At 61.2% G+C, this 21,021-nt stretch carries 25 protein-coding genes; 14 read left to right on the plus strand and 11 right to left on the minus strand.

The annotated features are described in order from the left end of the window. Position 1: 1 nt before the first annotated feature. A complete protein-coding gene (locus tag J3P86_RS19975; RefSeq protein ID WP_434698700.1) occupies positions 2-949 on the minus strand; it encodes a LysR family transcriptional regulator in 948 nt (315 codons plus the stop codon). Between the two features lie 14 nt (positions 950-963). Between J3P86_RS19975 and J3P86_RS19980 the strand changes: the two genes are divergently transcribed. Both J3P86_RS19980 and J3P86_RS19985 read left to right on the plus strand, forming a co-directional pair. Further along, entirely contained in the window at positions 964-1,674 is a 711-nt protein-coding gene (locus tag J3P86_RS19980; RefSeq protein ID WP_434698702.1) for a CTP synthase C-terminal region-related (seleno)protein, read from the plus strand. Continuing rightward, positions 1,671-1,979, plus strand: coding sequence for an antibiotic biosynthesis monooxygenase family protein (locus tag J3P86_RS19985; RefSeq protein ID WP_434698703.1), 309 nt, complete (start codon positions 1,671-1,673; stop codon positions 1,977-1,979). The genes J3P86_RS19980 and J3P86_RS19985 overlap by 4 nt, the downstream gene beginning before the upstream one ends. Before the next feature lie 275 nt (positions 1,980-2,254). On the opposite strand, the gene J3P86_RS19990 is transcribed toward J3P86_RS19985, so the two are convergent. Further along, positions 2,255-2,581 carry a DUF2025 family protein gene (locus J3P86_RS19990; RefSeq protein WP_434698704.1) on the minus strand — a complete coding sequence of 109 codons (327 nt, stop codon included), beginning with the start codon at positions 2,579-2,581 and terminating at the stop codon, positions 2,255-2,257. Positions 2,582-2,815: 234 nt separating this feature from the next. Here J3P86_RS19990 and J3P86_RS19995 point away from each other — a divergent pair, with 234 nt between their 5' ends. The 3 genes from J3P86_RS19995 (at position 2,816) to J3P86_RS20005 (ending at position 5,575) form a co-directional block, all read left to right on the plus strand. Continuing rightward, a complete protein-coding gene (locus J3P86_RS19995) occupies positions 2,816-3,943 on the plus strand; it encodes a glycerophosphodiester phosphodiesterase (protein WP_434628917.1) in 1,128 nt (375 codons plus the stop codon). A gap of 122 nt (positions 3,944-4,065) precedes the next feature. Next, complete coding sequence (locus J3P86_RS20000; RefSeq protein WP_434698705.1) at positions 4,066-4,371, plus strand: PepSY domain-containing protein; 306 nt, start codon at positions 4,066-4,068, stop codon at positions 4,369-4,371. Between the two features lie 181 nt (positions 4,372-4,552). Then, a complete protein-coding gene (locus J3P86_RS20005) occupies positions 4,553-5,575 on the plus strand; it encodes a transporter (protein ID WP_305499288.1) in 1,023 nt (340 codons plus the stop codon). Positions 5,576-5,777: 202 nt separating this feature from the next. Here the strand turns inward: J3P86_RS20005 and J3P86_RS20010 are convergent, their stop codons facing one another. Continuing rightward, positions 5,778-7,403, minus strand: a complete 1,626-nt coding sequence (locus J3P86_RS20010) for a methyl-accepting chemotaxis protein (RefSeq protein ID WP_434628913.1) — start codon at positions 7,401-7,403, stop codon at positions 5,778-5,780. 288 nt (positions 7,404-7,691) lie between these two features. Here J3P86_RS20010 and J3P86_RS20015 point away from each other — a divergent pair, with 288 nt between their 5' ends. The 3 genes from J3P86_RS20015 to J3P86_RS20025 all read left to right on the plus strand — a co-directional run bounded on the left by J3P86_RS20015 (position 7,692) and on the right by J3P86_RS20025 (position 9,406). Then, positions 7,692-7,835, plus strand: a complete 144-nt coding sequence (locus J3P86_RS20015; protein WP_305499286.1) for a hypothetical protein — start codon at positions 7,692-7,694, stop codon at positions 7,833-7,835. Between the two features lie 75 nt (positions 7,836-7,910). Further along, positions 7,911-8,123: a hypothetical protein gene (locus J3P86_RS20020; protein ID WP_434628911.1), complete on the plus strand. Its 213-nt coding sequence runs from the start codon at positions 7,911-7,913 to the stop codon at positions 8,121-8,123. Between the two features lie 83 nt (positions 8,124-8,206). Continuing rightward, positions 8,207-9,406 carry an MFS transporter gene (locus J3P86_RS20025; protein WP_434601628.1) on the plus strand — a complete coding sequence of 400 codons (1,200 nt, stop codon included), beginning with the start codon at positions 8,207-8,209 and terminating at the stop codon, positions 9,404-9,406. Here J3P86_RS20025 and arfB read toward each other — a convergent pair. Beyond that, on the minus strand, positions 9,403-9,816 hold the full coding sequence (gene arfB / locus J3P86_RS20030; protein ID WP_030142489.1) for an alternative ribosome rescue aminoacyl-tRNA hydrolase ArfB: 414 nt from the start codon (positions 9,814-9,816) through the stop codon (positions 9,403-9,405). The two genes, J3P86_RS20025 and arfB, sit on opposite strands and share 4 nt — an antisense overlap. A gap of 283 nt (positions 9,817-10,099) precedes the next feature. After that, a complete protein-coding gene (locus J3P86_RS20035) occupies positions 10,100-11,521 on the minus strand; it encodes an amino acid permease (RefSeq protein ID WP_434628909.1) in 1,422 nt (473 codons plus the stop codon). A gap of 657 nt (positions 11,522-12,178) precedes the next feature. Between J3P86_RS20035 and J3P86_RS20040 the strand changes: the two genes are divergently transcribed. Together J3P86_RS20040 and J3P86_RS20045 are read left to right on the plus strand one after the other, a co-directional pair. Continuing rightward, positions 12,179-12,316, plus strand: a complete 138-nt coding sequence (locus J3P86_RS20040; protein ID WP_003178782.1) for a hypothetical protein — start codon at positions 12,179-12,181, stop codon at positions 12,314-12,316. Between the two features lie 85 nt (positions 12,317-12,401). Beyond that, complete coding sequence (locus J3P86_RS20045) at positions 12,402-13,367, plus strand: leucyl aminopeptidase (RefSeq protein WP_434698706.1); 966 nt, start codon at positions 12,402-12,404, stop codon at positions 13,365-13,367. A 250-nt stretch (positions 13,368-13,617) separates the two neighbouring features. Here the strand turns inward: J3P86_RS20045 and rluB are convergent, their stop codons facing one another. From rluB to J3P86_RS20075, 6 genes are all read right to left on the minus strand, one after another. Then, positions 13,618-14,853, minus strand: coding sequence for a 23S rRNA pseudouridine(2605) synthase RluB (gene rluB, locus J3P86_RS20050; RefSeq protein ID WP_305499278.1), 1,236 nt, complete (start codon positions 14,851-14,853; stop codon positions 13,618-13,620). A 144-nt stretch (positions 14,854-14,997) separates the two neighbouring features. Next, entirely contained in the window at positions 14,998-15,189 is a 192-nt protein-coding gene (locus J3P86_RS20055) for a DUF1289 domain-containing protein (protein ID WP_305499277.1), read from the minus strand. Positions 15,190-15,310: 121 nt separating this feature from the next. Next, complete coding sequence (gene scpB, locus J3P86_RS20060; protein ID WP_434697034.1) at positions 15,311-16,270, minus strand: SMC-Scp complex subunit ScpB; 960 nt, start codon at positions 16,268-16,270, stop codon at positions 15,311-15,313. An 11-nt stretch (positions 16,271-16,281) separates the two neighbouring features. After that, positions 16,282-16,980: a segregation and condensation protein A gene (locus tag J3P86_RS20065; RefSeq protein ID WP_434700667.1), complete on the minus strand. Its 699-nt coding sequence runs from the start codon at positions 16,978-16,980 to the stop codon at positions 16,282-16,284. Positions 16,981-17,112: 132 nt separating this feature from the next. After that, the gene (locus tag J3P86_RS20070) at positions 17,113-17,742 is read right to left on the minus strand and encodes an L-threonylcarbamoyladenylate synthase (RefSeq protein ID WP_305499273.1); all 630 of its coding nucleotides are present in this window, start codon (positions 17,740-17,742) and stop codon (positions 17,113-17,115) included. Between the two features lie 13 nt (positions 17,743-17,755). Further along, positions 17,756-18,619, minus strand: a complete 864-nt coding sequence (locus J3P86_RS20075; protein WP_434572306.1) for a PHP domain-containing protein — start codon at positions 18,617-18,619, stop codon at positions 17,756-17,758. An 87-nt stretch (positions 18,620-18,706) separates the two neighbouring features. Here J3P86_RS20075 and J3P86_RS20080 point away from each other — a divergent pair, with 87 nt between their 5' ends. From J3P86_RS20080 to J3P86_RS20095, 4 genes are all read left to right on the plus strand, one after another. Further along, positions 18,707-19,303, plus strand: coding sequence for a septation protein A (locus J3P86_RS20080; protein WP_434628897.1), 597 nt, complete (start codon positions 18,707-18,709; stop codon positions 19,301-19,303). 1 nt (position 19,304) lies between these two features. Next, on the plus strand, positions 19,305-19,604 hold the full coding sequence (locus J3P86_RS20085; RefSeq protein ID WP_434628895.1) for a YciI family protein: 300 nt from the start codon (positions 19,305-19,307) through the stop codon (positions 19,602-19,604). Positions 19,605-19,708: 104 nt separating this feature from the next. After that, positions 19,709-20,119, plus strand: a complete 411-nt coding sequence (locus J3P86_RS20090) for a translation initiation factor 2 (RefSeq protein ID WP_434572302.1) — start codon at positions 19,709-19,711, stop codon at positions 20,117-20,119. A 7-nt stretch (positions 20,120-20,126) separates the two neighbouring features. After that, positions 20,127-20,804 (plus strand): response regulator transcription factor, encoded by a 678-nt coding sequence (locus tag J3P86_RS20095; RefSeq protein ID WP_025215146.1) that lies wholly within the window; start codon positions 20,127-20,129, stop codon positions 20,802-20,804. Positions 20,805-21,021 lie beyond the last annotated feature (217 nt).

The raw sequence follows: 21,021 nt of genomic DNA on the forward strand, positions 1-21,021 counted from the left end.
CTCAGTTCAGCCGCAGATCGCGCCCCAGCTCGTCAAACAGCGTCACCACCGAGCGCAACGCGCGGCAATCCGGCCGGGTCAGCAACCAGAGCGCCGTGTCATACCCGGCCAAAGGCTCGCCAATGGGCGTCAGGCCCTGGTTGCCATCGATCAGGAAGTCCGGCAGCGCCGCAACGCCCAGACCGGCCCGCACCAGTTCAGTCACCGAGAGCATGCTGTTGCAGCGATAGGCAGGCACCACGCCAGGCAAGTGCTGACGGCGCCAGGCCACGGTGGGGTGATCCGGCAGGAAATCGTCCGGCGCGATCCAGGTCATGGCGGCCAGGTCATTCGCATTGGCTGAGGACAAATACGTGGCGCCGGCACATACCCGGTAAACCACGGGGCCCAGGTTTCGACCCACCAGATGCTCCGGCGGCGTGCGCGTCAGCCGCAAGGCAATATCCGCATCGCGACGGCTAAGGTTGGCGAAGTCATTCGTGGTGCTCAGCTCCAGCGTCAACGCCGGATAGGCAGGCATGAACCTCGCTAAAGCGGGCAACAGCAGTGCCTGCAGCACCGAGTCGGTACAGGTCAGGCGTACCGTGCCGCTGACCACGTTGCCGCCCTGCTCCACCCCGACACGCGCGGCCTCCAGCGCCTGCTCAGCGCGCTCGGCCTGCTCGGCCAGTGCTTGCGCGAGGCTCGTGGGCAAATATCCGGAACGGCTTTTCTCGAACAAGGGCTGGCCCAGAGCCGCCTCCAAACGGCGCACCGAGCGGAAAACCGTCGACACATCCACCTCCAGCAGCCGCCCGGCCCGGGCCAGCGAGCCGCCACGGACCAGCGCCAGGATCAAGGATAAGTCGGGATAACCGAGACGGTATTGCGTCGCTGCATTGAGCACTTGGATAAACGCCAATATTGATTGCGTGAACGCCAATCTATAGTGGCGATCAGGAATCAACAAGCGGCGAGACTCTCATGGAAAAACAGCGTCCCATCCATATCGCCCTGATCGGCGATCATGACCCGCAAATCACCGCTCACCAAGCGATCCCCCTCGCACTTGAGCTGGCGGGCGAGCGAACCGGCTGTGACATCGGTTTCCAATGGCTGGCCACCGATCTCATCGTCGACGACACGCTGCTTGATAACTTCGATGGCATCTGGTGCGTGCCCGGCAGTCCTTACCGGAACGAAAGCGGTGCCTTGCGGGCCATCCGTTTTGCCCGCGAACAGCGGCGCCCGTTCCTCGGCACCTGCGGTGGTCTTCAGCATGCCGTACTGGAATATGCCCGCAATGTGTTGGGTTGGACCAACGCCGCCCATGGCGAAACCTCTCCAGAGGCGGAACGGGCGCTGCTGACGCCGCTGAGCTGCGCCTTGATCGAAACCATCGACAGCCTTCAGCTCGAAGTGGATTCGCTGATCGCCAAGGCTTATGGCTGCGCGACAGCGTTCGAGGGTTACCGTTGCCGCTTCGGGGTCAATCCGCATTTTGAACAGGACTTGCTGAATGAGCACTTGCACGCCGTGGCCCGAGATTCGGCCGGGGACCTGCGGGCCGTGGAGCTGCGCGATCATCCGTTTTTTGTCGCAACGCTGTTCCAGCCGGAACGTGCCGCGTTGGAAGGCCGGGTGCCGCCGCTGGTCAAAGCGTTTGTCGAAGCCTGCGCGAGGAAAATGCCATGAACGGCCATTATTACGCGGTGATCTTCATATCGTTGCGTACCAAGGGAGACCAAGGCTACGCCGAAGCCGCCGAACGCATGCTGGCCCTTGCCCGGGAGCAGCCCGGATTCCTGGGCGTCGAAACGGCCCGTGGCGATGATGGTCTGGGAATCACCGTGTCCTACTGGCGCGATGAAGCAGCCATCCTGGCCTGGAAGCAGCATCCGGAACACCGCGCGATCCGTGAGCGTGGTCGCTCCACCTGGTACAGCCAATGCCATACGCGGGTGTGCAAGGTCGAACGGGACTATGCCTTCCAACGCTAAACCTGAGGCAGAACTCAAACCCTTGTGGGAGCGAGCCTGCTCGCGAAGGCGGTATGTCAGCCCCCGCGATGTTGACTGATCCAACGCCTTCGCGAGCAGGCTCGCTCCCACATTGGTCCTCATTGAACCCAGATATCGGACTCGACCCAAATCCCCTGTGGGAGCGAGCTTGCTCGCGATAGCGGTATGTCAGTCACGGCGATGTTGACTGACCCAACGCCATCGCGAGCAAGCTCGCTCCCACACGGTTCTCGGTTCAGTTCAGGTTTTGTAGCTCAACCTCCCACCATCTGCCGCACCGCTACGATTTCCGGCAAGTCTTGGCGGGCCATGTACACCCGCAGCGGTTCGGTAAGGTTGATCCGGTCGTTGATGTTCTGGTCAAGCAGCAGTTGGATTCGCTCGCGCCTGAGCGCCATGGCGCCGCCAGTCGCAGGGGCCCAGACGAATTCGCAGGTGGGGATGATGCCGTCGGCGGCCACGTCCATGCCAAAGGAGTCTTCGCTGAAACGCACGATGTAATGGCCGGTCTTGCGATTCAGGCCAACGAAGCCCCTGAGCTGGTCCGCGGCCTGGCAGATGAGTGTCGAAGTGGTGCGCATGGTAAACCTCATGGTGCGTCCCGAGAGACGTCTGATCGATGGTTTACACGCAAGGCAGGCGATCAATGAGGTTTCCCTCTACCGGGGAAACTGGTGACCAAGGGTACTTCAAAGCGGCTCGAAAATGCGTGGGAAAATTCCTCTTGCATAGGTCAATGTCGGTATGGCGATAGCGTCCGCAGCGTTCAATTGTTAAAAGAGAGGTTTTACAGCCCCCACGAAAGGAACTCGAGCATGCCCGTCACCTTTACCCGTAGCGCGTTGATGTTGAGCCTGATGCTCGGTTTCGGCCCGGCACACGCCGCCGAAGTGCCAAGTCCCAAGGCCCTGGCAACCCAGCAGGGCATCCCCCATCCCGCGGTCATCGCCCATCGCGGCGCCTCGTTCGATGCGCCGGAGTCCACCGCCGCGGCCTACAAGCTGGCCCGTGACCTGGGCGCTGATTATCTTGAGCTCGACCTGCAACGCAGCAAGGATGGCGTGCTGTTCGTCCTGCACGACGATAGCCTGCTGCGCACCACCGATGTCGCCACCAAGTTCCCCGAGCGCAAGGACAGCACCGCCAACCAATTCACCATGGCCGAACTCAAGACGCTGGACGCCGGCAGCTGGTTCAACGCGGCCTACCCGGAGCGTGCGCGTCCTGCCTTTGTCGGCCTGAAGATCCTGACCCTGGATGAGGTCATCAATATCGCCGAGGGCAACCCGCAACAGAAGCCGGGGCTTTACATCGAAACCAAGGAACCGAAGCTGTTCCCGGGCATCGAGCGCGACCTCAAGGACAAGCTCCAGGATCGTGGCTGGCTGAGCCCGTCCGGTTCCAAGCTGGCCAAGCGCGCCCTCGGTGTGGGCCAGGGCAAAGGCAAGGTGGTGTTGCAGACCTTCGAAAAGAGCAGCCTGGAACTGCTGCACAAGGAAATGCCCAAGGTGCCGAAAATCCTGTTGCTGTGGATCGGCGAAGGCAATATCGAGCCCCAGTCCAAGGTGCCGTTTGCCGAGTCCGGCGAGACCGACAAGGCGGTTTACTACGCGAAACAGGAGCCCAAGGACAAGGCCGAATTCGAAAAATGGGTCCAGTACGCCAAGGCCCAGGGCGCCATCGGCACCGGCCCTTCGGCAGCATTGACCCACGGCGGCAGCCAGAGTTATGCGGATCTGGTGAAACCCTGGATGAACCAGTACACCCACGATCAGGGTTTGCTGGTGCATGTCTATACGGTGGATGAGCCGGTGGACTTCAAGAAAGTCATGGATGCTGGTGTGGACGGAATTTTCACCAACCGGGCCAGCGAATTGCTCAAGTACTTCAAACGCCCTGAAACAGGCAGCGTGACGCAACTTCTGCAGAAGAACGGATACTGATGGACAGCAGCGGATCGGCGCATTCGCTGCAAGTTTTCCGAATTAAGGGTGAATTAAGTTGCCAGAGATAATCTGAACCCACTTAAACGAATCAACCTTTAACGACACCAAGGAAAGACAATATGAAAACTTTGACTGCCCTGTTCACCGCTGCCGCCCTGACCCTCACCGCCGGCCTGGCCCAGGCTGATGTACGAATCGACCAGGTTCCTCAGTTGGTCAAGGACGGCAAGATCAAGTCGCTGGAATCGATGAATGCCGAAGCCCTGAAGTTGCATCCAGGCGCTACCATCACCGATACCGACCTGGACAATCACTTCAACGGCTACGAATATGAAGTGGAACTGAAAACTGCCGATGGCAAAGAGTTCGACGTTGATTTCGATGCAACAACCGGCAAAGTCCTGACCAACAAACAAGACACTTAATCAGTCGTCCAAAGAAGCCGCGCAACTTCCAGGTTGCGCGGCTTTTATTGCATCCGATGGTAAACCGCTGCTGATCCACCCACCCAGTCCAACCGTCACAAAACCTTCAAACAACCCTGCAATGATGCCGCTCAAGTGAACCTGCCGTCACCACGACAGGCACTCCCGCCAGCGAGCCCGCATGAATCACAGCATCGATCAAAGCCACCGCGATCCGGATCTGTTCGGCCTGCTCTACGGGTTTCGCTTCCGCCCCGGCGAGCGCGGGCGAGAGATCGATTCGGCCCAGGCCCTGCGATGCCTGCAGCAACCGGAGGACGCCGACGAATTCCTCTGGCTGCATCTGAACCTGGCTCATGCCGCTTGCGAGCGCTGGATGAAAAACCATCTGGCCTTGCCCGAGGAGTTTTTCGAAGCCCTGCACGAAGGCTCGCGCTCGACCCGCATCGAGCACGTCGACTCGGCCTTGCTGGCCGTGGTCAACGATGTGGTATTCAACCTCAGCAACCTGGTGTCTTCGGACGTGTCCACCTTATGGGTTTGCGTTCACAGTCGGCTGATAATCAGCGCACGCCTGCAGCCATTGCACTCGGTGGACAAGCTGCGTTCGTCGGTCAAGGCTGGCGAGTGCTTCCGTTCGCCGCTGGAATTGCTCGTGCATCTGCTGCGTGACCAGGGCGAAGTGCTGACCCAGATCGTGCGCAAGACCAGCCTCAGCGTCGACCAGATAGAAGACCAGTTGCTGTCCTCGCGGGTGTCCAACAACCGCGCCGAACTGGGTAGCCAACGGCGGATACTGGTGCGCCTGCAACGCCTGCTGGCATTGGAGCCGGGTTCGTTGCTGCGTCTGCTCAATCGCCCGCCACAGTGGTTGCAGAAAGAAGACGTCAAGGAGCTGCGCAAATCCACCGAGGAATTCGCCCTGATCATCAACGACCTCACCGCGTTGGGCGAGCGGATCAAATTGCTGCAGGAAGAAATCGCCGCCAACCTCAATGAACAGAGCAACCGCACGCTGTTCACCTTGACCGTGGTCACGGTGCTGGCCTTGCCCATCAACATTATTGCCGGTTTTTTTGGCATGAATGTCGGCGGCGTGCCGCTGGCCGATGATGCGCACGGCTTCTGGATTCTTGTTGCACTGGTGGCGACGTTCACGCTGATCGCCGGGCGCTGGGCGTTCCGCAAGCGCCGTGATTATTGAATCGAGTTGCCTTGCCCACTTCAGGTCGGTGCAAGCCTGTGGCGAGGGGATTTATCCCCGTTCGGCTGCACAGCAGCCGTCCCTCAACCAGTTTTTCCTGATACACCGGGTTGAATGGGTTTAGGGCTGCTACGCAGCCCAGCGGGGATAAATCCCCTCGCCACAGGTTTCAATCAGGCCCCATTCCAAACGGTCAACGCACTCAAGCACTCAACCGCGCCGTCACTTCATTCAACTGCCCGGACAACCCGTGCAGATCCCGGCTCGCCGCTTCGGTGCGCTGCACGTTGTCCAGGTTGGTGCTGGCGATGCAGGTGATTTCCGTCAGGTTGCGCGAGATGTCCTCGGCCACCGAGGTCTGCTCTTCCGCTGCCGTGGCGATCTGGCGGTTCATGTCGCGAATCGCCTCGACTGCCTGGGTGATGCGTTCGAGCATCTCGCCGGCCTGGGTCACCTGCTCGACACTTTCCTCACTGCGCGACTGCCCGCTTTCGATGGCCTGGGCCGCGTCCACCGCCCCGGTCTGGACGGTCTGGATGATCTGATTGATCTCGATGATCGACGACGCCGTGCGTTGAGCCAGGCTGCGTACTTCATCGGCGACCACCGCAAAACCACGCCCCGCCTCACCGGCCCGGGCGGCTTCGATGGCAGCGTTCAGGGCCAGCAGGTTGGTCTGTTCGGCGATCCCGCGGATCACTTCCAATACCTTGCCGATGCGCCCGCTGTCGGCTTCCAGGCGACGGATCACCGTGGCCGTGTTGGCAATTTCGCCACGCATCTGCGTGATGGTGTGAATCGTGCCTTGCATCACTTTCTCGCCCTGCTGCGCCGAATGATCGGCATCATCGGCAGCGCGCGCCGCATCGGCGGCATGGCGGGCAACTTCCTGGGCGGTGGCGGACATCTCGTTCATCGCCGTCGCCACCTGATCGGTACGCTCGAATTGCTCGCTGGTGCCCTGGCTCATCAGGCTGGCAATGGCATTGAGTTCACCGCTGGCACTGTCCAGCTCGGTGGCACTGCGTTGCAGGCGGGTGAAGGTTTCGGCAAGGAAATCGCGCAGCGTGTTGGCCGCCAGGGCCAGGTCGCCCAGCTCATCCTGGCGCGTGCTGGTGACACGCTCGGCGAAACGCCCGCGGCTCAGTTGAGTCACGTACTCGATCAGCTTACGGATCGGTTGCACCAGGTTGCGGTTGACCAACCACAGACTCAGCAACCCGATCAGCACTCCCGAGACGAGCATGATCACCGTCCCCAGCAGGATCGTGCGATCGGCACCGGCACTGATCAGCGCCGACTGCTCATCACCCAGTTTGTGCAGCTCGACCACCAGCTCGCTCATCTGCTCGCTGGTCGCACGGTCCACGCCCTTGACCGCGGCATCACCTGCCGCCGCGTCGGCGCCCGCCGCAACATAGGCATCACGGCCCTTTTGATAGGCCGCGCCCAGTTGGGCATGTTCGCCTCGCAGGCGTTCGATGCGCGTCTTGATCTGCGCCGGAACACCCTCGTGTTTGATCAGGTCGCCAAGGATGCCCTGGACATCGCGTTGACGGTCTTCGAATTGCTTCCAGTATTTCTCCAGATCCGCCGGCTGCTTGCCACGCAGCAGCACGTTTTTCCATTCCTGGACCTGGACCTTGAATTGCAGGTTGGCCTCGTCGATCAATTGCGACGCGCGCAACGGCCCGTCGATCAGGTTGCGATAATTCTGGATGCCATCGGAAAGGAAATGGAAGGACGCCAGGGCGATCAGCAGCATTGCCAGCAAGCTGCCGCTCAGCAACGCCAGAATCTGGGCTTTCAGGGATTTCTGTAAAAACATGGAGTCGATCTCTCGGCAAAAAGGACCGTCCGTGTCCAGGGTCCACTGTCGCAACTGAACGTGCGGGATATAGCATGCCATCGGCACGCATACCCTGTTCTTGAGCCTTGGCGACCACCGGTAACGGCGTCGTTTTCCGCGAGTGAACATGACCTGTCCGGACAACTCCTTTTGTCGCTCCGCCTGGATTTAAAAGTCTTTTTGTCATTTCTTCTGGGGTATCCTGCCCACGCTTTGTACAAGCGCGGATCTACCCGATCGATCAACAGACTTTGCGAGGAGCGCGAAATGCACGAGATTCCGAATCTCCCCTTCCCAAGCCTGCACGAACCTGAGCAGACGCCCACGCTACAAGCCGGGGGGCAACCCGACGCCCAGCAACCCGAGCCGCCGCAAGCCACTGAACGCCGCCAGGCCGACAGCGAAGACTGATACACCCGCACCAACAGACTGTGTGGAAAGCGCTAAGATGCGCTTTCCACACCGCCTGAATCCGAGCCCTGCACCATGACCGACGACACCTCCTCCTTCAGCCCGGCCCAGGCCAGCGTACTGATCGACACCGCCGAGAAAATGGTCGACATCTGGACCCGTCTCTCACCCGAGAAACAAGCCGCCCTGCTGGCCCGCTTCGGCACGGAAGAAAATGCCCTGGCCGCTCTCGTCACCACGCATCTGGTCGCTGGCAGAACCCCTGGCGAGACGCCGTCCGGCAAATAGTTCTACTTTTCCAAGCTTCGCCCGCACGGTCGCCGTTATCATAAGCAGCCTATCTATCCAGCTGCCCCGTGGACCTTTCACCCATGCCAGATTCCCAGCGCCCCTTGGCGGTCACGCTGCAAGTCGTCTCCATCGTCCTGTTCACCTTCATCGGTTATCTGAACATCGGTATTCCCTTGGCCGTACTGCCCGGCTTCGTTCATGGCGAGCTGGGCTTCGGCGCGGTGATCGCCGGGCTGGTCATCAGCGTGCAGTATCTGGCCACCCTCCTCAGCCGGCCTTATGCGGGGCGCATCATCGACAACCTGGGCAGTAAACGGGCGGTCATGTTCGGCCTGGCCGGATGTGGCCTGAGCGGCGTGTTCATGCTGGTCTCGGCCTGGACCGCGGGCATGCCGGCCCTGAGCCTGAGCAGCCTGTTGATCGGACGCCTGGTGCTGGGCAGCGCGGAAAGCCTGGTGGGTTCAGGCTCGATTGGCTGGGGCATCGGCCGGGTCGGCGCGGCCAATACCGCCAAGGTGATTTCCTGGAACGGTATCGCCAGCTACGGCGCACTGGCGATCGGCGCGCCGCTGGGGGTCTGGCTGGTCAAGTCCCTGGGGCTGTGGAGCATGGGCGTCAGTATCATCCTGCTGGCGGTGCTCGGGCTGGCACTGGCCTGGCCGAAAACCGCAGCGCCGATCGTCACCGGCGAGCGCCTGCCATTCATGCATGTGCTCGGGCGCGTACTGCCTCATGGTTGCGGCCTGGCCCTGGGCTCCATCGGTTTTGGCACCATCGCCACCTTCATCACCCTGTATTACGCCACCCGGCATTGGGATAACGCCGTGCTCTGCCTGAGCCTGTTCGGTGCGAGTTTCATCGGTGCACGCTTGCTGTTCGGCAACCTGATCAACCGTCTTGGTGGCTTCCGGGTGGCGATCGCCTGCCTCTCGGTGGAAACCCTGGGCCTGCTGCTGTTGTGGTTGGCGCCGGATGCGCAGTGGGCCCTGGCGGGTGCGGCGTTGAGTGGTTTCGGGTTTTCGCTGGTATTCCCGGCGCTGGGGGTGGAAGCGGTCAACCTGGTACCGGCCTCCAGCCGTGGGGCGGCAGTGGGCGCATATTCACTGTTCATCGATTTGTCGCTGGGCATCACCGGTCCGTTGGCCGGCGCGATTGCCGCGGGTTTCGGCTTTGCCTCGATCTTTCTGTTCGCCGCTCTGGCAGCCCTCGGTGGGCTGGCATTGAGCGTCTACCTGTATCGGCAGGCCCCTCGGTATCGCGAGGAGCGGGACAGGCACTAGAAGTCCACCTTGCCGCGCCCGGCCTTGATCGAGCCGCGCTTGGTCTTGGATTCGAGACGACGTTTTTTCGAACCCAGGGTCGGCTTGGTCGGACGGCGTTTCTTTTCGACCTTGGTGGCGCTGAGGATCAGCTCGACCAGGCGCTCCAGCGCATCGGCCCGGTTCTGTTCCTGCGTGCGGTATTGCTGGGCCTTGATGATCAATACGCCGTCGCCGGTGATGCGACTGTCGCGCAGGGCCAGCAGCCGCTCCTTGTAGAACTCGGGCAGCGACGAAGCCGGGATATCGAAGCGCAAGTGCACGGCGCTGGAAACCTTGTTGACGTTCTGCCCGCCGGCGCCCTGGGCGCGGATGGCCGTCAGCTCGATCTCGGCGTCCGGGATGTGCACGGTGTTGGAAATGACCAGCATGGAAAGCGTCCGGTGTCAGGCTCCACAGGATACCGCGAATTCTCAAGACCGCACCTGCTCCCCATGGGAGTGATGGTGACCACACACACTCTGTGAACACTGAAGATCAATGTGGGAGCGAGCTTGCTCGCGATGGCGGTGGATCAGCAGCATAGATGTTGACTGACACGCCGCTATCGCGAGCAAGCTCGCTCCCACAGGGATTTCCCACAGAAGGTTTGTGTGTGTGCTCTTGAAACAACAAACCCGGCACTTGGCCGGGTTTGTTTTACTGGCGAAAAACCTACTTGGCGGCAGCCGCCACGGCCAGTTCATGCCGGGCACTGCGCTTGTTCTTGATCACGTAGCACACCCACATGAACACCACCCACACCGGAATCGCGTAGACCGAAACCTGGATGCCCGGGATCAGCAGCATCACGCCGAGGATGAACACCACGAACGCCAGGCAGACGTAGTTGCCGTACGGGTACCACAACGCCTTGAACAGCGGCGTCTGGCGAGTCTGGTTCATGTGCTGGCGGAACTTGAAGTGCGAGTAGCTGATCATCGCCCAGTTGATCACCAGGGTGGCGACCACCAACGACATCAGCAACTCCAGCGCATGCTGGGGGATCAGGTAGTTCAGCAGCACCGCCACCAGGGTGATCGCCGCCGAAGCAAGGATCGACCGCACCGGCACGCCACGCTTGTCGATTTTCGCCAGCGCCTTGGGCGCATCGCCCTGCTCGGCCATGCCCAGCAACATGCGGCTGTTGCAGTAGGTGCCGCTGTTGTACACCGACAGCGCTGCGGTCAGCACCACGAAGTTGAGGATGTGCGCCGCGGTGTTGCTGCCGAGCATCGAGAACACCTGCACGAACGGACTGCCACTGTAGGCATCGCCAGAGGCGTTGAGGGTGGTCAACAGACTGTCCCATGGTGTCAGCGAGAGCAGCACCACCAGCGCACCGATGTAGAAAATCAGGATCCGGTAGATCACCTGGTTGATGGCCTTGGGGATCACGGTTTTCGGCTTGTCGGCTTCGGCAGCGGTGAAACCGAGCATCTCCAGGCCGCCGAAGGAGAACATGATGATCGCCATGGCCATCACCAGGCCGCTGACGCCGTTGGGGAAGAACCCACCGTGGGACCACAGGTTGGTAACCGAAGCCTGCGGGCCGCCGTGACCGCTGACCAGCAGGTAACTGCCCAGGGCGATCATGCCGACGATCGCTACCACCTTGATGATCGCGAACCAGAACTCAGCCTCGCCAAACACTTTGACGTTGGCCAGGTTGATCGCGTTGATGAGGATGAAGAACGCTGCCGCCGAGGCCCAGGTCGGGATGTCCGGCGCCCAGTAATGGATGTATTTGCCGACGGCGGTCAGCTCGGACATGCCCACCAGGATATAGAGGATCCAGCAGTTCCAGCCCGACAGGAATCCGGCGAAACCGCCCCAGTATTTGTGCGCGAAGTGACTGAAGGAACCGGCCACCGGCTCTTCGACAATCATTTCGCCCAACTGGCGCATGATCATGAAGGCGATGAAGCCGCAGATTGCGTAGCCGAGGATCATCGACGGGCCGGCTGATTTCAGCACCCCCGCCGAGCCGAGGAACAACCCGGTACCGATCGCGCCACCGAGGGCGATCAGTTGGATGTGGCGATTTTTCAGGCCGCGCTTCAGCTCGCCTGAATGCGTATTTTCTACAACGGTCATGCGTCACCTATTTGTTTTTATCTGTGACGAAATCGGACCCGACACGCTTGTGGCGTGGCGGAGTGAACAAGGCGGATAACCTTGAAAGTGCGTGGGTACGCGAAGGGTCACAGTAAAACGCGGCGCATTGTACACTGCACTACCCTCGCTGCCAGACACCAGCAGACCAGCGTCTCACCCCGAACTTGAGGTCTGGCGCGCATCTGACCCTTCCCGCGGGCTTGAAACAAGCGCTGCGAAGTATCAAAAAACGCGTCAAGCCGAGCCACTCGGCAGCTTTTTCTTACAGCCCTCCCAAATGCCGATACCGGTTCGCTCGACCGGTCAAAGCCGTCAGCATTCCTTTACAAGCCGTAACGTAAACTTTCCATGCAGGAATTTTCCGGAGGATGACTGCAAATTGACGGTAGCTAGCTACCTAATAAAAAACCGATGCCAGCCGGCTGTTTTTCAATAGCTAATTTGTCGCGAAAAAATAGAACAAAAAGTTCAAACGAAAAAAATAAAATTTTTTTTTGCATTCCAAAAAACCCTCGACTAGGTTTTCAGCCACTTGCCCAGGCATCGTGCCGGCGAGTTTTTGCGGTGCCGATTCAGTTGGGTTCTGCCCGCCGGATCGGCCCGCGTTTTCCGCAAAAGTCATCTAGGAGATTCACTATGCAAGCACTGGACAAAGACTTGGAAACCGAACTGCAACTGGATGAATGGTTCGAAGCGCCGACCCATGAAGCCGCCGTTGAAATGATGCAAGCCGACGCCGTTGTGCCGTTCGGCACGGCGATGTGGCCTCTGTAAGCGCTACCCGGCGGAGCTGATCCGGCCGGTCGGCTCTGCCATTTACCGCGAGGGACGCCACATCAATCGCCAAGGAAGAATAAGCATGGACACCCAACGAGCCATCTCCCATTTCCTTTACTACCTCGAACATCATCCCGCCCTGGTCGGCATCCAGCCCGCCAAGGTGTTGCTCGGCCACACGGCCGACTACGAAGCCCTGACCGGCGCGATTGCCGAACAGGCCGGCAGCGGCTCACCGTTCAGGTTCAGCGCCATGCGCCTGGATCTTGAACCCACGCAGCGCCTGTCCCAGGCAATTGCCGACAGCGACCTGTACATTTTTTTCTATGACTCTTCCACCCTGCCCAATCCCCGCCCCGACGGCCCGGACTTTGTCCGTGCGCTGCAAGGCGTGATGGCGGAAAACTGGAAGAAATCGCTGCTGTTCAAGGATTACGGCGAATATTTTTACGACACCTTCAGCGTCATTCCGCAACGCATCGCCGGGCTCAATAGCCACCTCATCCGCCGCATGTCCCAGGCCACCACCTTGAGCTTCGAAGATGAGCACGGCTCGTATTTCGACACGGCGCTGGACAGCGTCAAGAAGTGGACCGATATCAATGGCGTCGGCAACTACGATCTGGCCCCAGGCGAAATCGCCACTCACAGCGACACCATCAATGGCCGGGTGAAATTTGTCGGCACGTTTCTCAGTACGATTCCCTTCGCGCGCAAGTACGGCGTGTTGCAATCGCCGCTGGAGCTGTGGATCGAAGACTCCACGATCCAGAAAATCGCCACAGACGTACCGGGCCTGGAGCACGACTTCAACAAGTACCTGGACGCCAACCCGTCCAACCGCCGCATCGAGGAACTGGGCATCGGCACCAACGAAGGGGTCAAGGGCCTGTACGCTCGCAATGCCGGTTTCGAAGAGCGCCATTGCGGCTTGCACCTGGGGCTCGGTGGCGGGGCCAAGGGCAGCCATCACCTGGATCTGATTTTCCAAGGGGGTGTGCTGGCGCTGGACAAGGAGCCGGTGTTTGAGGGGCGGTTTGTGCTTTAAAAGCAGCTTCGAGCGGCGAGCTTCAAGCGGCAAGAAGAAAGGACAATCTTTTGAATAGCGGTGGGATTGCTGGCCTCTTCGCGAGCAGGCTCGCTCCCACAGGGGCGCTCAATGAGGTCAAATGTGGGAGCGAGCCTGCTCGCGAAGGCGGACCCAAAGGCACCACATCACTGAAGCCAGACCAAAAAAAACGCCAACCCAACGGTTGGCGTTTTTTCTTGCAGCTAGAAGCTTGTAGCTCGCAGCTGTATTACTCCGGCTTACGACGCCCAAACCCCGGACGCTGCCCCGAACCTGCCGGCGCGCCACGGCGCTTGCCCGACGGTGCGTCACGGTCGGCCAGGATGATACCCGGGCGTTTTTTTGGCGCCGGCTTGGCCGGACGCTTGGTGTCGGCCGGACGATCGGCGACCGGCGTGCCACGACCCGCCGGAGCACCGCGACCTTCGCCGCGCTCGGTACGACCGTTGGCCGGACGTGGTGTACGCGGGCCGCGCTCGCCATCCTGACGTGGCGCAGGCTTGCGGGCCGGACGCTCGCCTTCGATCTGCGGTTCACGGGAAGGACGCGGGCCAGTCGCTGCGCCATCGGCCGCCGGACGCAGCGTACGCACGCGCTCGGTCTTGCCCATCGGACGCGAGGACTTGCGCTGCATCCGCTCCAGCTTGTCCTTGCTCTTGGCGGTCATCTGCGGCATGGAGACAGGCTTGAGGCCCACTTCGGCTGCGAGGATGTCGACTTCCTGCTGGGTCATTTCACGCCAGCGGCCCATCGGCAGGTCGGAGTTGAGGAACACCGGGCCGAAACGCACGCGCTTCAGGCGGCTGACCACCAGGCCCTGGGATTCCCACAAGCGCCGTACTTCACGGTTACGGCCTTCCATCACTACACAGTGGTACCAGTGGTTGAACCCTTCGCCACCCGGTGCTTGCTTGATGTCGGTGAAACGGGCCGGGCCGTCTTCCAGCACGACGCCGGCCTTGAGGCGCTCGATCATCTCGTCATCGACTTCGCCACGTACGCGCACGGCGTATTCGCGGTCCATCTCGTAGGACGGGTGCATCAGGCGGTTGGCCAACTCACCGTCAGTGGTGAACATCAGCAAACCGGTGGTGTTGATGTCCAGGCGACCGATGTTGATCCAGCGGCCTTCTTTCGGACGCGGCATCTTGTCGAACACCGTCGGACGGCCTTCCGGGTCGTCACGGGTGCAGATTTCGCCGTCGGGCTTGTTGTACATGATCACGCGGCGCACCGTTTCGGCGGCCTCTTCGCGCTTGATCACCTTGCCATCGATGGTAATGGCGTCGTGCATGTCGACACGCAGGCCCAAGGTGGCGTCTTTGCCGTTGACCTTGATGCGGCCCTGGGTGATCCAGGCTTCCACGTCACGGCGCGAACCGACGCCGATACGGGCGAGGACTTTTTGCAGTTTCTCGCCTGCTGGGCCGATTTCCTGGCTGTCGTTCTGGTCTAGGTCTTTCATTTCTGGGCACCTCCCGGTGTGGTCGAGTCAGGCTTGGCCTGACGCTTTGAAAACGGGTCTTTCGGCGAAGGGATCGCCAAAGGGTCGCGAATCATACGCTCGTTGAAGGATTCGCGCATCAGAGACTAGCTGATGGAAACGCGCTCAGCGCTTTTTCCGCCGACCGGTGGCACCCAGCTTGATCAGGCGTAGCGCCGCTTCGGCCAGCACGGCGCGCTTGTCGTCCTTGTCGAGTTTTTTCCAGGCCTTGATCTCGCGCTTGCTGCGCCCGCAACCGATGCAAATATCTTCGTCGAACTTGCAGAGGCTGATGCAGGGGTCTTTGGTGGAACTCATGATTCACCCGGGATTTGTGTGGGAGCGAGCCTGCTCGCGAAGGCGGCGTATCAGTCAAAATCATGTTGACTGAGCGGACGCTTTCGCGAGCAGGCTCGCTCCCACAAGGGAAGGCGGTGTGTCAGTCGTCGAACTGGCGCCGTTCGTTTTCGATCGCTTCGGCCAGGGCGCGGGCTTCGGCTTCTTCGTCGCTCAGCTCGGGTTCTGGCGGCTCAAGGGCGGCGACTGCGGCCAGCAGTTTTTCCCGGGCTTGGGCAACGCCGAGGATGTCTTCTTCAGGTTCCGGTTCCCATTCCGCTTCGGGCTCGGGCTCCACCGCGCTATCGGGCTCCGCCAGCTCATCCGACTCACCCTCAGGACCAGGAGCGTCACGCAGCAGGTCATCGAAGTCGGTCTTCAAGCCCTCCTCCATGGTGTCCAGCTCCAGCAGCAGCGAGTGGAAACTGGTCTCTTCCTTCGGCTCTTCGGGCTCGGCGCTGGCGTCGGCCAATTCCTGCAAGGCCTGGGGCACCGGGGCGTCGTCGAATTCGAGCATCGGCTCGGGCTCCAGCTCCCGCAGTTCGGCCAGCGGCGGCAGGTCGTCGAGGTTCTTCAGGTTGAAGTGATCGAGAAACGCCTTGGTGGTGGCGAACATCGCTGGCTTGCCCGGCACGTCACGATAGCCGACGACGCGGATCCACTCACGTTCCAGCAAGGTCTTGACGATGTGGCTGTTGACCGCCACGCCACGCACGTCCTCGATCTCGCCCCGGGTGATCGGTTGGCGATAGGCGATCAACGCCATGGTTTCGAGCATCGCGCGGGAATAACGCTGCGGCCGCTCCTCCCACAGGCGCCCGACCCAGGGGGCGAATTTTTCGCGGATCTGCAAGCGGTAGCCGGACGCTACCTCCTTGAGTTCGAAAGCCCGCCCTTCGCAGGATTTACCCAGCAGCGTCAGGGCTTTCTTGAACACGGCAGGCTCAGGCCGCTCGCCTTCTTCGAAGAGCTCGAACAGACGCTCCATCGATTGCGGCTTTCCAGAGGCCAACAGGAAAGCTTCAAGCAAGGGCGCCAGTTCACGGGGTTCGGTCAGATTCATCGGTTTGCTCGTTATTCGGCTCGGGCCCGCACATGGATCGCTGCGAACGGCTCATTCTGCACCAGCTCGACCAAGGATTCCTTGACCAATTCCAGGACCGCCATAAACGTCACCACCACGCCCAGCCGCCCTTCTTCGGCGGTGAACAGCTCGACAAAGGGCACAAAACTGCCGCCCTTGAGCCGTTCCAGCACATCGCTCATGCGCTCGCGAGTGGACAATGCCTCACGGCTGACCTGGTGACTTTCAAACATGTCGCCCCGGCGCAGGACCTCGGCCATGGACATCAGCAATTCTTCCAGGCTCACGTCCGGCAGCAATTTGCGCGCCCGCGCCTCGGGAGCGTCGAGCCTGGGCACCAGCACATCGCGCCCGACCCGGCTCAAGCCGTCGATGCCTTCGGCCGCGGCCTTGAAGCGCTCGTACTCTTGCAGGCGACGGATCAGCTCGGCCCGTGGATCGTCTTCTTCCTCTTCGACCTCGGCCGAGCGCGGCAGCAGCATGCGCGACTTGATCTCGGCCAGCATGGCCGCCATCACCAGGTATTCCGCCGCCAGTTCCAGGCGCACCGACTGCATCAGCTCGACGTAGCCCATGTATTGGCGGGTGATTTCCGCCACCGGGATGTCGAGGATGTTGATGTTCTGTTTGCGGATCAGGTACAGCAACAGGTCGAGCGGCCCTTCGAAGGCTTCGAGGAAAACCTCCAGCGCATCCGGCGGGATGTACAGGTCCAGGGGCATTTCCATGACCGCCTGGCCATAGACCATGGCGAACGGCAGCTCCTGTTGCGCACCGGCCTGGCTGTCGACGTTTTCGACCGCGGTTTCCACAACCGACATTCAGGCCTCGACCATGAACGGCGTCGGATCGCCGCAGCCGACGCGTACCACTTGCGGTTCGCCGTCGGCCAGGTTGATCACCGTGGACGCCTTCATGCCGCCGTAACCGCCGTCGATGATCAGGTCGACCTGATGCTCCAGCAGTTGGCGCATTTCATAGGGGTCGGTCAGCGGATCGGTCTCGCCGGGCATGATCAGCGTCACGCTCATCAACGGCTCACCGAGTTCCGCCAGCAGCGCCAGGGCAATGGGATGGCTCGGCACCCGCAGCCCGATGGTGCGCTTCTTTGGGTGCAGCAACAGCCGTGGGACTTCCCGGGTGGCATTCAGGATAAAGGTATAAGGGCCCGGCAGATGGGCCTTGAGCAGGCGGAAAGTGCCGGTGTCGATCTTGGCGAACAAGCCCAACTGCGAGAGGTCGCTGCAAATGAGCGCGAAGTTGTGCTTGTCGTCCAGCTGACGCAGGCGTCTTACCCGCTCGACCGCATTTTTATCGCCGATCTGGCAGCCTATGGCATAGGACGAGTCGGTGGGATAGACCACAACACCACCGCCACGGATGATTTCCACAGCCTGTTTGATCAGGCGCGCTTGCGGGTTTTCCGGATGAATCTGGAAAAATTGACTCACGTGTTCTACCTGTTCAGACGGCGGCGATAACGGGATCATGTTTGAATCTACACCATAGTGGTGGCAGATCTTCCGGCAACGGGCGGTATTCGCCAATCTCGGACCAGCCTCCCGGGCCGTGGAAATCACTCCCGGCGGTCACCAGCAGGCCAAACTCCCGGGCGAGGATCGCCAGGCTGCCGACCTGCTCGGCCGGCTGATGGCCATTGACCACTTCGATGGCATGGCCCCCTGCTTGAATATAGTCGGCTATCAGGCGGCGGCGCTTGCTGCGGGTGAATTCATAATGCCAGGGATGCGCCAGGCTGACCCACGCCCCGGCGGCCCGCAGAGTCTCGACCGTTTCTTCCAGGGTGGGCCAGTGCTGCTTGACGTCCCCCAGCTTGCCGGCCCCCAGCCATTTTCGGAAGGCTTCGGCGCGGTCCTTGACGAAGCCCTCGCGCACCATCCAGTCGGCAAAATGCGGCCGGGCCGGGGCGTTGCCGCTGTCGCCCAGTTCCTGCTGGACCTGTCGGGCGCCTTCCAGCGCGCCGGGCATGCCCTTGAGGGCCAGTTTGCGGCTGATCTCCTCGGAGCGCAGCCAGCGACCGTCGCGCAATTCGGCAATGGCCTGGACCAGTGACGGTGCATTCACATCAAAGCCGTAGCCCAGCACGTGGATGGTCGCACCGCCCCAAGTGCAGGACAGTTCGACGCCGTTGACCAGTTGCATGCCCAGCGCGGTGGCGGCGCTACGCGCTTCGTCGAGACCTTCGAGGGTGTCGTGATCGGTCAGGGCCAGGACTCGCACGCCGTGCTCGAACGCCCGCGCCACCAGAACCGCAGGCGCCAGGGCGCCATCGGAGGCCGTGCTATGGCAGTGCAAATCAACATTCACGAGACTTTGTTACCTCAAATCAGCTGGCCCTATCGCGGCCAAGGATGTTTGTTATTATGCCGCCACATCCTGCTTCTGGCTGCCACTGTGAAACAATTCATCGATTTCATCCCGCTCCTGCTGTTTTTCATCGTCTACAAACTTGATCCACGGACCGTCGACGTCGCCGGCCACTCCTTGACTGTAGGCGGTATCTACAGCGCCACCGCGGTGCTGATCATCAGTTCCCTGGTGGTCTACGGCGCGCTGTTCGTATCGCAGCGCAAGCTGGAGAAGAGCCAGTGGCTGACCCTGATCGCCTGCCTTGTATTCGGCAGCCTGACCCTGGCCTTCCACAGCGAGACCTTCCTCAAATGGAAAGCCCCGGTGGTCAACTGGCTGTTCGCCCTGGCCTTCATCGGCAGCCACTTCGTCGGTGATCGCCTGCTGATCAAGCGCATCATGGGCCACGCGCTGAGCCTGCCGGACGCGATCTGGACCCGATTGAACATCGCCTGGATCGCCTTCTTCCTGTTCTGCGGCGCCGCCAACCTGTTCGTTGCGTTCACGTTCCAGCAATACTGGGTCGACTTCAAGGTCTTCGGCAGCCTGGGCATGACCTTGCTGTTCCTGATCGGCCAGGGCATCTACCTGTCCCGTCACCTGCACGATGCCGAACCCACCACGCCAAAAACCGAGGACTGACATGCTCTACGCAATCATTGCCACTGACGTCGCCGACTCCCTGGAAAAACGCCTGGCCGCGCGCCCGGAGCATCTTGAGCGCCTGCAAAAGCTCAAGGCTGAAGGTCGCATCGTGCTGGCCGGGCCGCACCCAGCGGTGGACAGCAACGACCCAGGCGCCGCCGGTTTCACTGGCAGCCTGATCGTGGCCGAGTTCGAATCCCTGGCCGCTGCACAGGCGTGGGCCGAGGCCGACCCGTTCGTGGCGGCCGGCGTCTACGCCGATGTCGTGGTCAAGCCGTTCAAGCAAGTCCTGCCGTAAATCCCCAGGGGCAATGAGCCTGCGCGGCTCATTGTCCTGTTGCTCATCTTTCTCATTTGCCTGCCGACAACCTGTCTAATCTCGATTGGAATTCAGGAGTTGCAATGCGCAAAGGTCGGTTGTGCCTGTTGTTGGTCTCGTTGGCGATTGGAGCCCCCGCCCACGGCGAGGAAAGCACCGAGGCTGCTCATTCGGCGCCCTTGTCCCTGAGCGCGGGCGGCCAGATCGCCGAATTGCAGCAGCGCCTGAAAGACAGCGAGCGCATGCGTGAAGCACTCACCCAGCAACTGCAGAACACCAACGGCGAACGCGAGAGCGCGCTGGTGGGACGGCTGCGCCAGGAGAACCAGCGCCTGAAGTTGCAACTCAAGGAAGCCCAGTCCAGCCCGCTGCCGCGCCTGCTGACCGAACAGCAACAGTGGTTCGTCGTCGGCGCCGGGGTAGCGCTATTGGCCCTGCTCTGCGGTATCTTTGCCAGCGGTGGACGTAGACAACGTCGGCAATGGCTAAATTGAGTGAGTCATGAGCGAGCTGTTACTGATTGATGATGACCAGGAGCTGTGTGAGCTCCTCGGCAGTTGGCTGGGCCAGGAAGGTTTCCAGGTCCGCGCTTGCCACGATGGCCAGAGCGCCCGCAAGGCCCTGGCCGAAACCGCCCCGGCGGCGGTGGTGCTGGATGTGATGCTGCCCGACGGCAGCGGCCTGGAACTGCTCAAGCAGTTGCGCAACGATCACCCGGAATTGCCGGTGCTGATGCTCTCGGCCCGCGGCGAACCGCTGGATCGCATCCTTGGCCTGGAGCTGGGGGCTGACGATTACCTGGCCAAGCCTTGCGATCCACGAGAGCTGACCGCCCGCCTGCGCGCCGTGCTGCGCCGCAGCCATCCCGCCGCGGTTTCCAGCCAGATCGAACTGGGTGACCTGACCTTCAGCCCGGTGCGTGGCGTGGTCAGCATCGATGAACAGGAACAGACCCTCACCGTCTCCGAAAGCCGCCTGCTCGAAGCACTGCTCAAGCAGCCGGGCGAGCCGCTGGACAAGCAGGAACTGGCGCAGATTGCCTTGGGCCGCAAGCTGACCTTGTACGATCGCAGCCTCGACATGCACGTCAGCAACCTGCGCAAGAAGATCGGTCCCCACCCCGACGGCCGCCCGCGCATCGTCGCCCTGCGTAGCCGGGGCTACTACTACAGCCTTTAAGGCACTGCGCCGATCTTTTGTGGCGAGGGGATTTATCCCCGCTGGGGTGCGAAGCGCCCCCAACTACCCAACACTGCGGTGTATCAGATGAAACCGAGGGGGCGCTACGCGCCCCAGCGGGGCGGTGCGACGTTTCGCTAAATCCCCTCGCCACAGTAATCCTATCGCCACAATTTTTGTGTTTGGCTCATGCTGTTTTGTCAGGCCTGCACCAAAC

Source organism: Pseudomonas sp. D1-1 (assembly GCF_051132225.1).
GTDB lineage: Bacteria > Pseudomonadota > Gammaproteobacteria > Pseudomonadales > Pseudomonadaceae > Aquipseudomonas.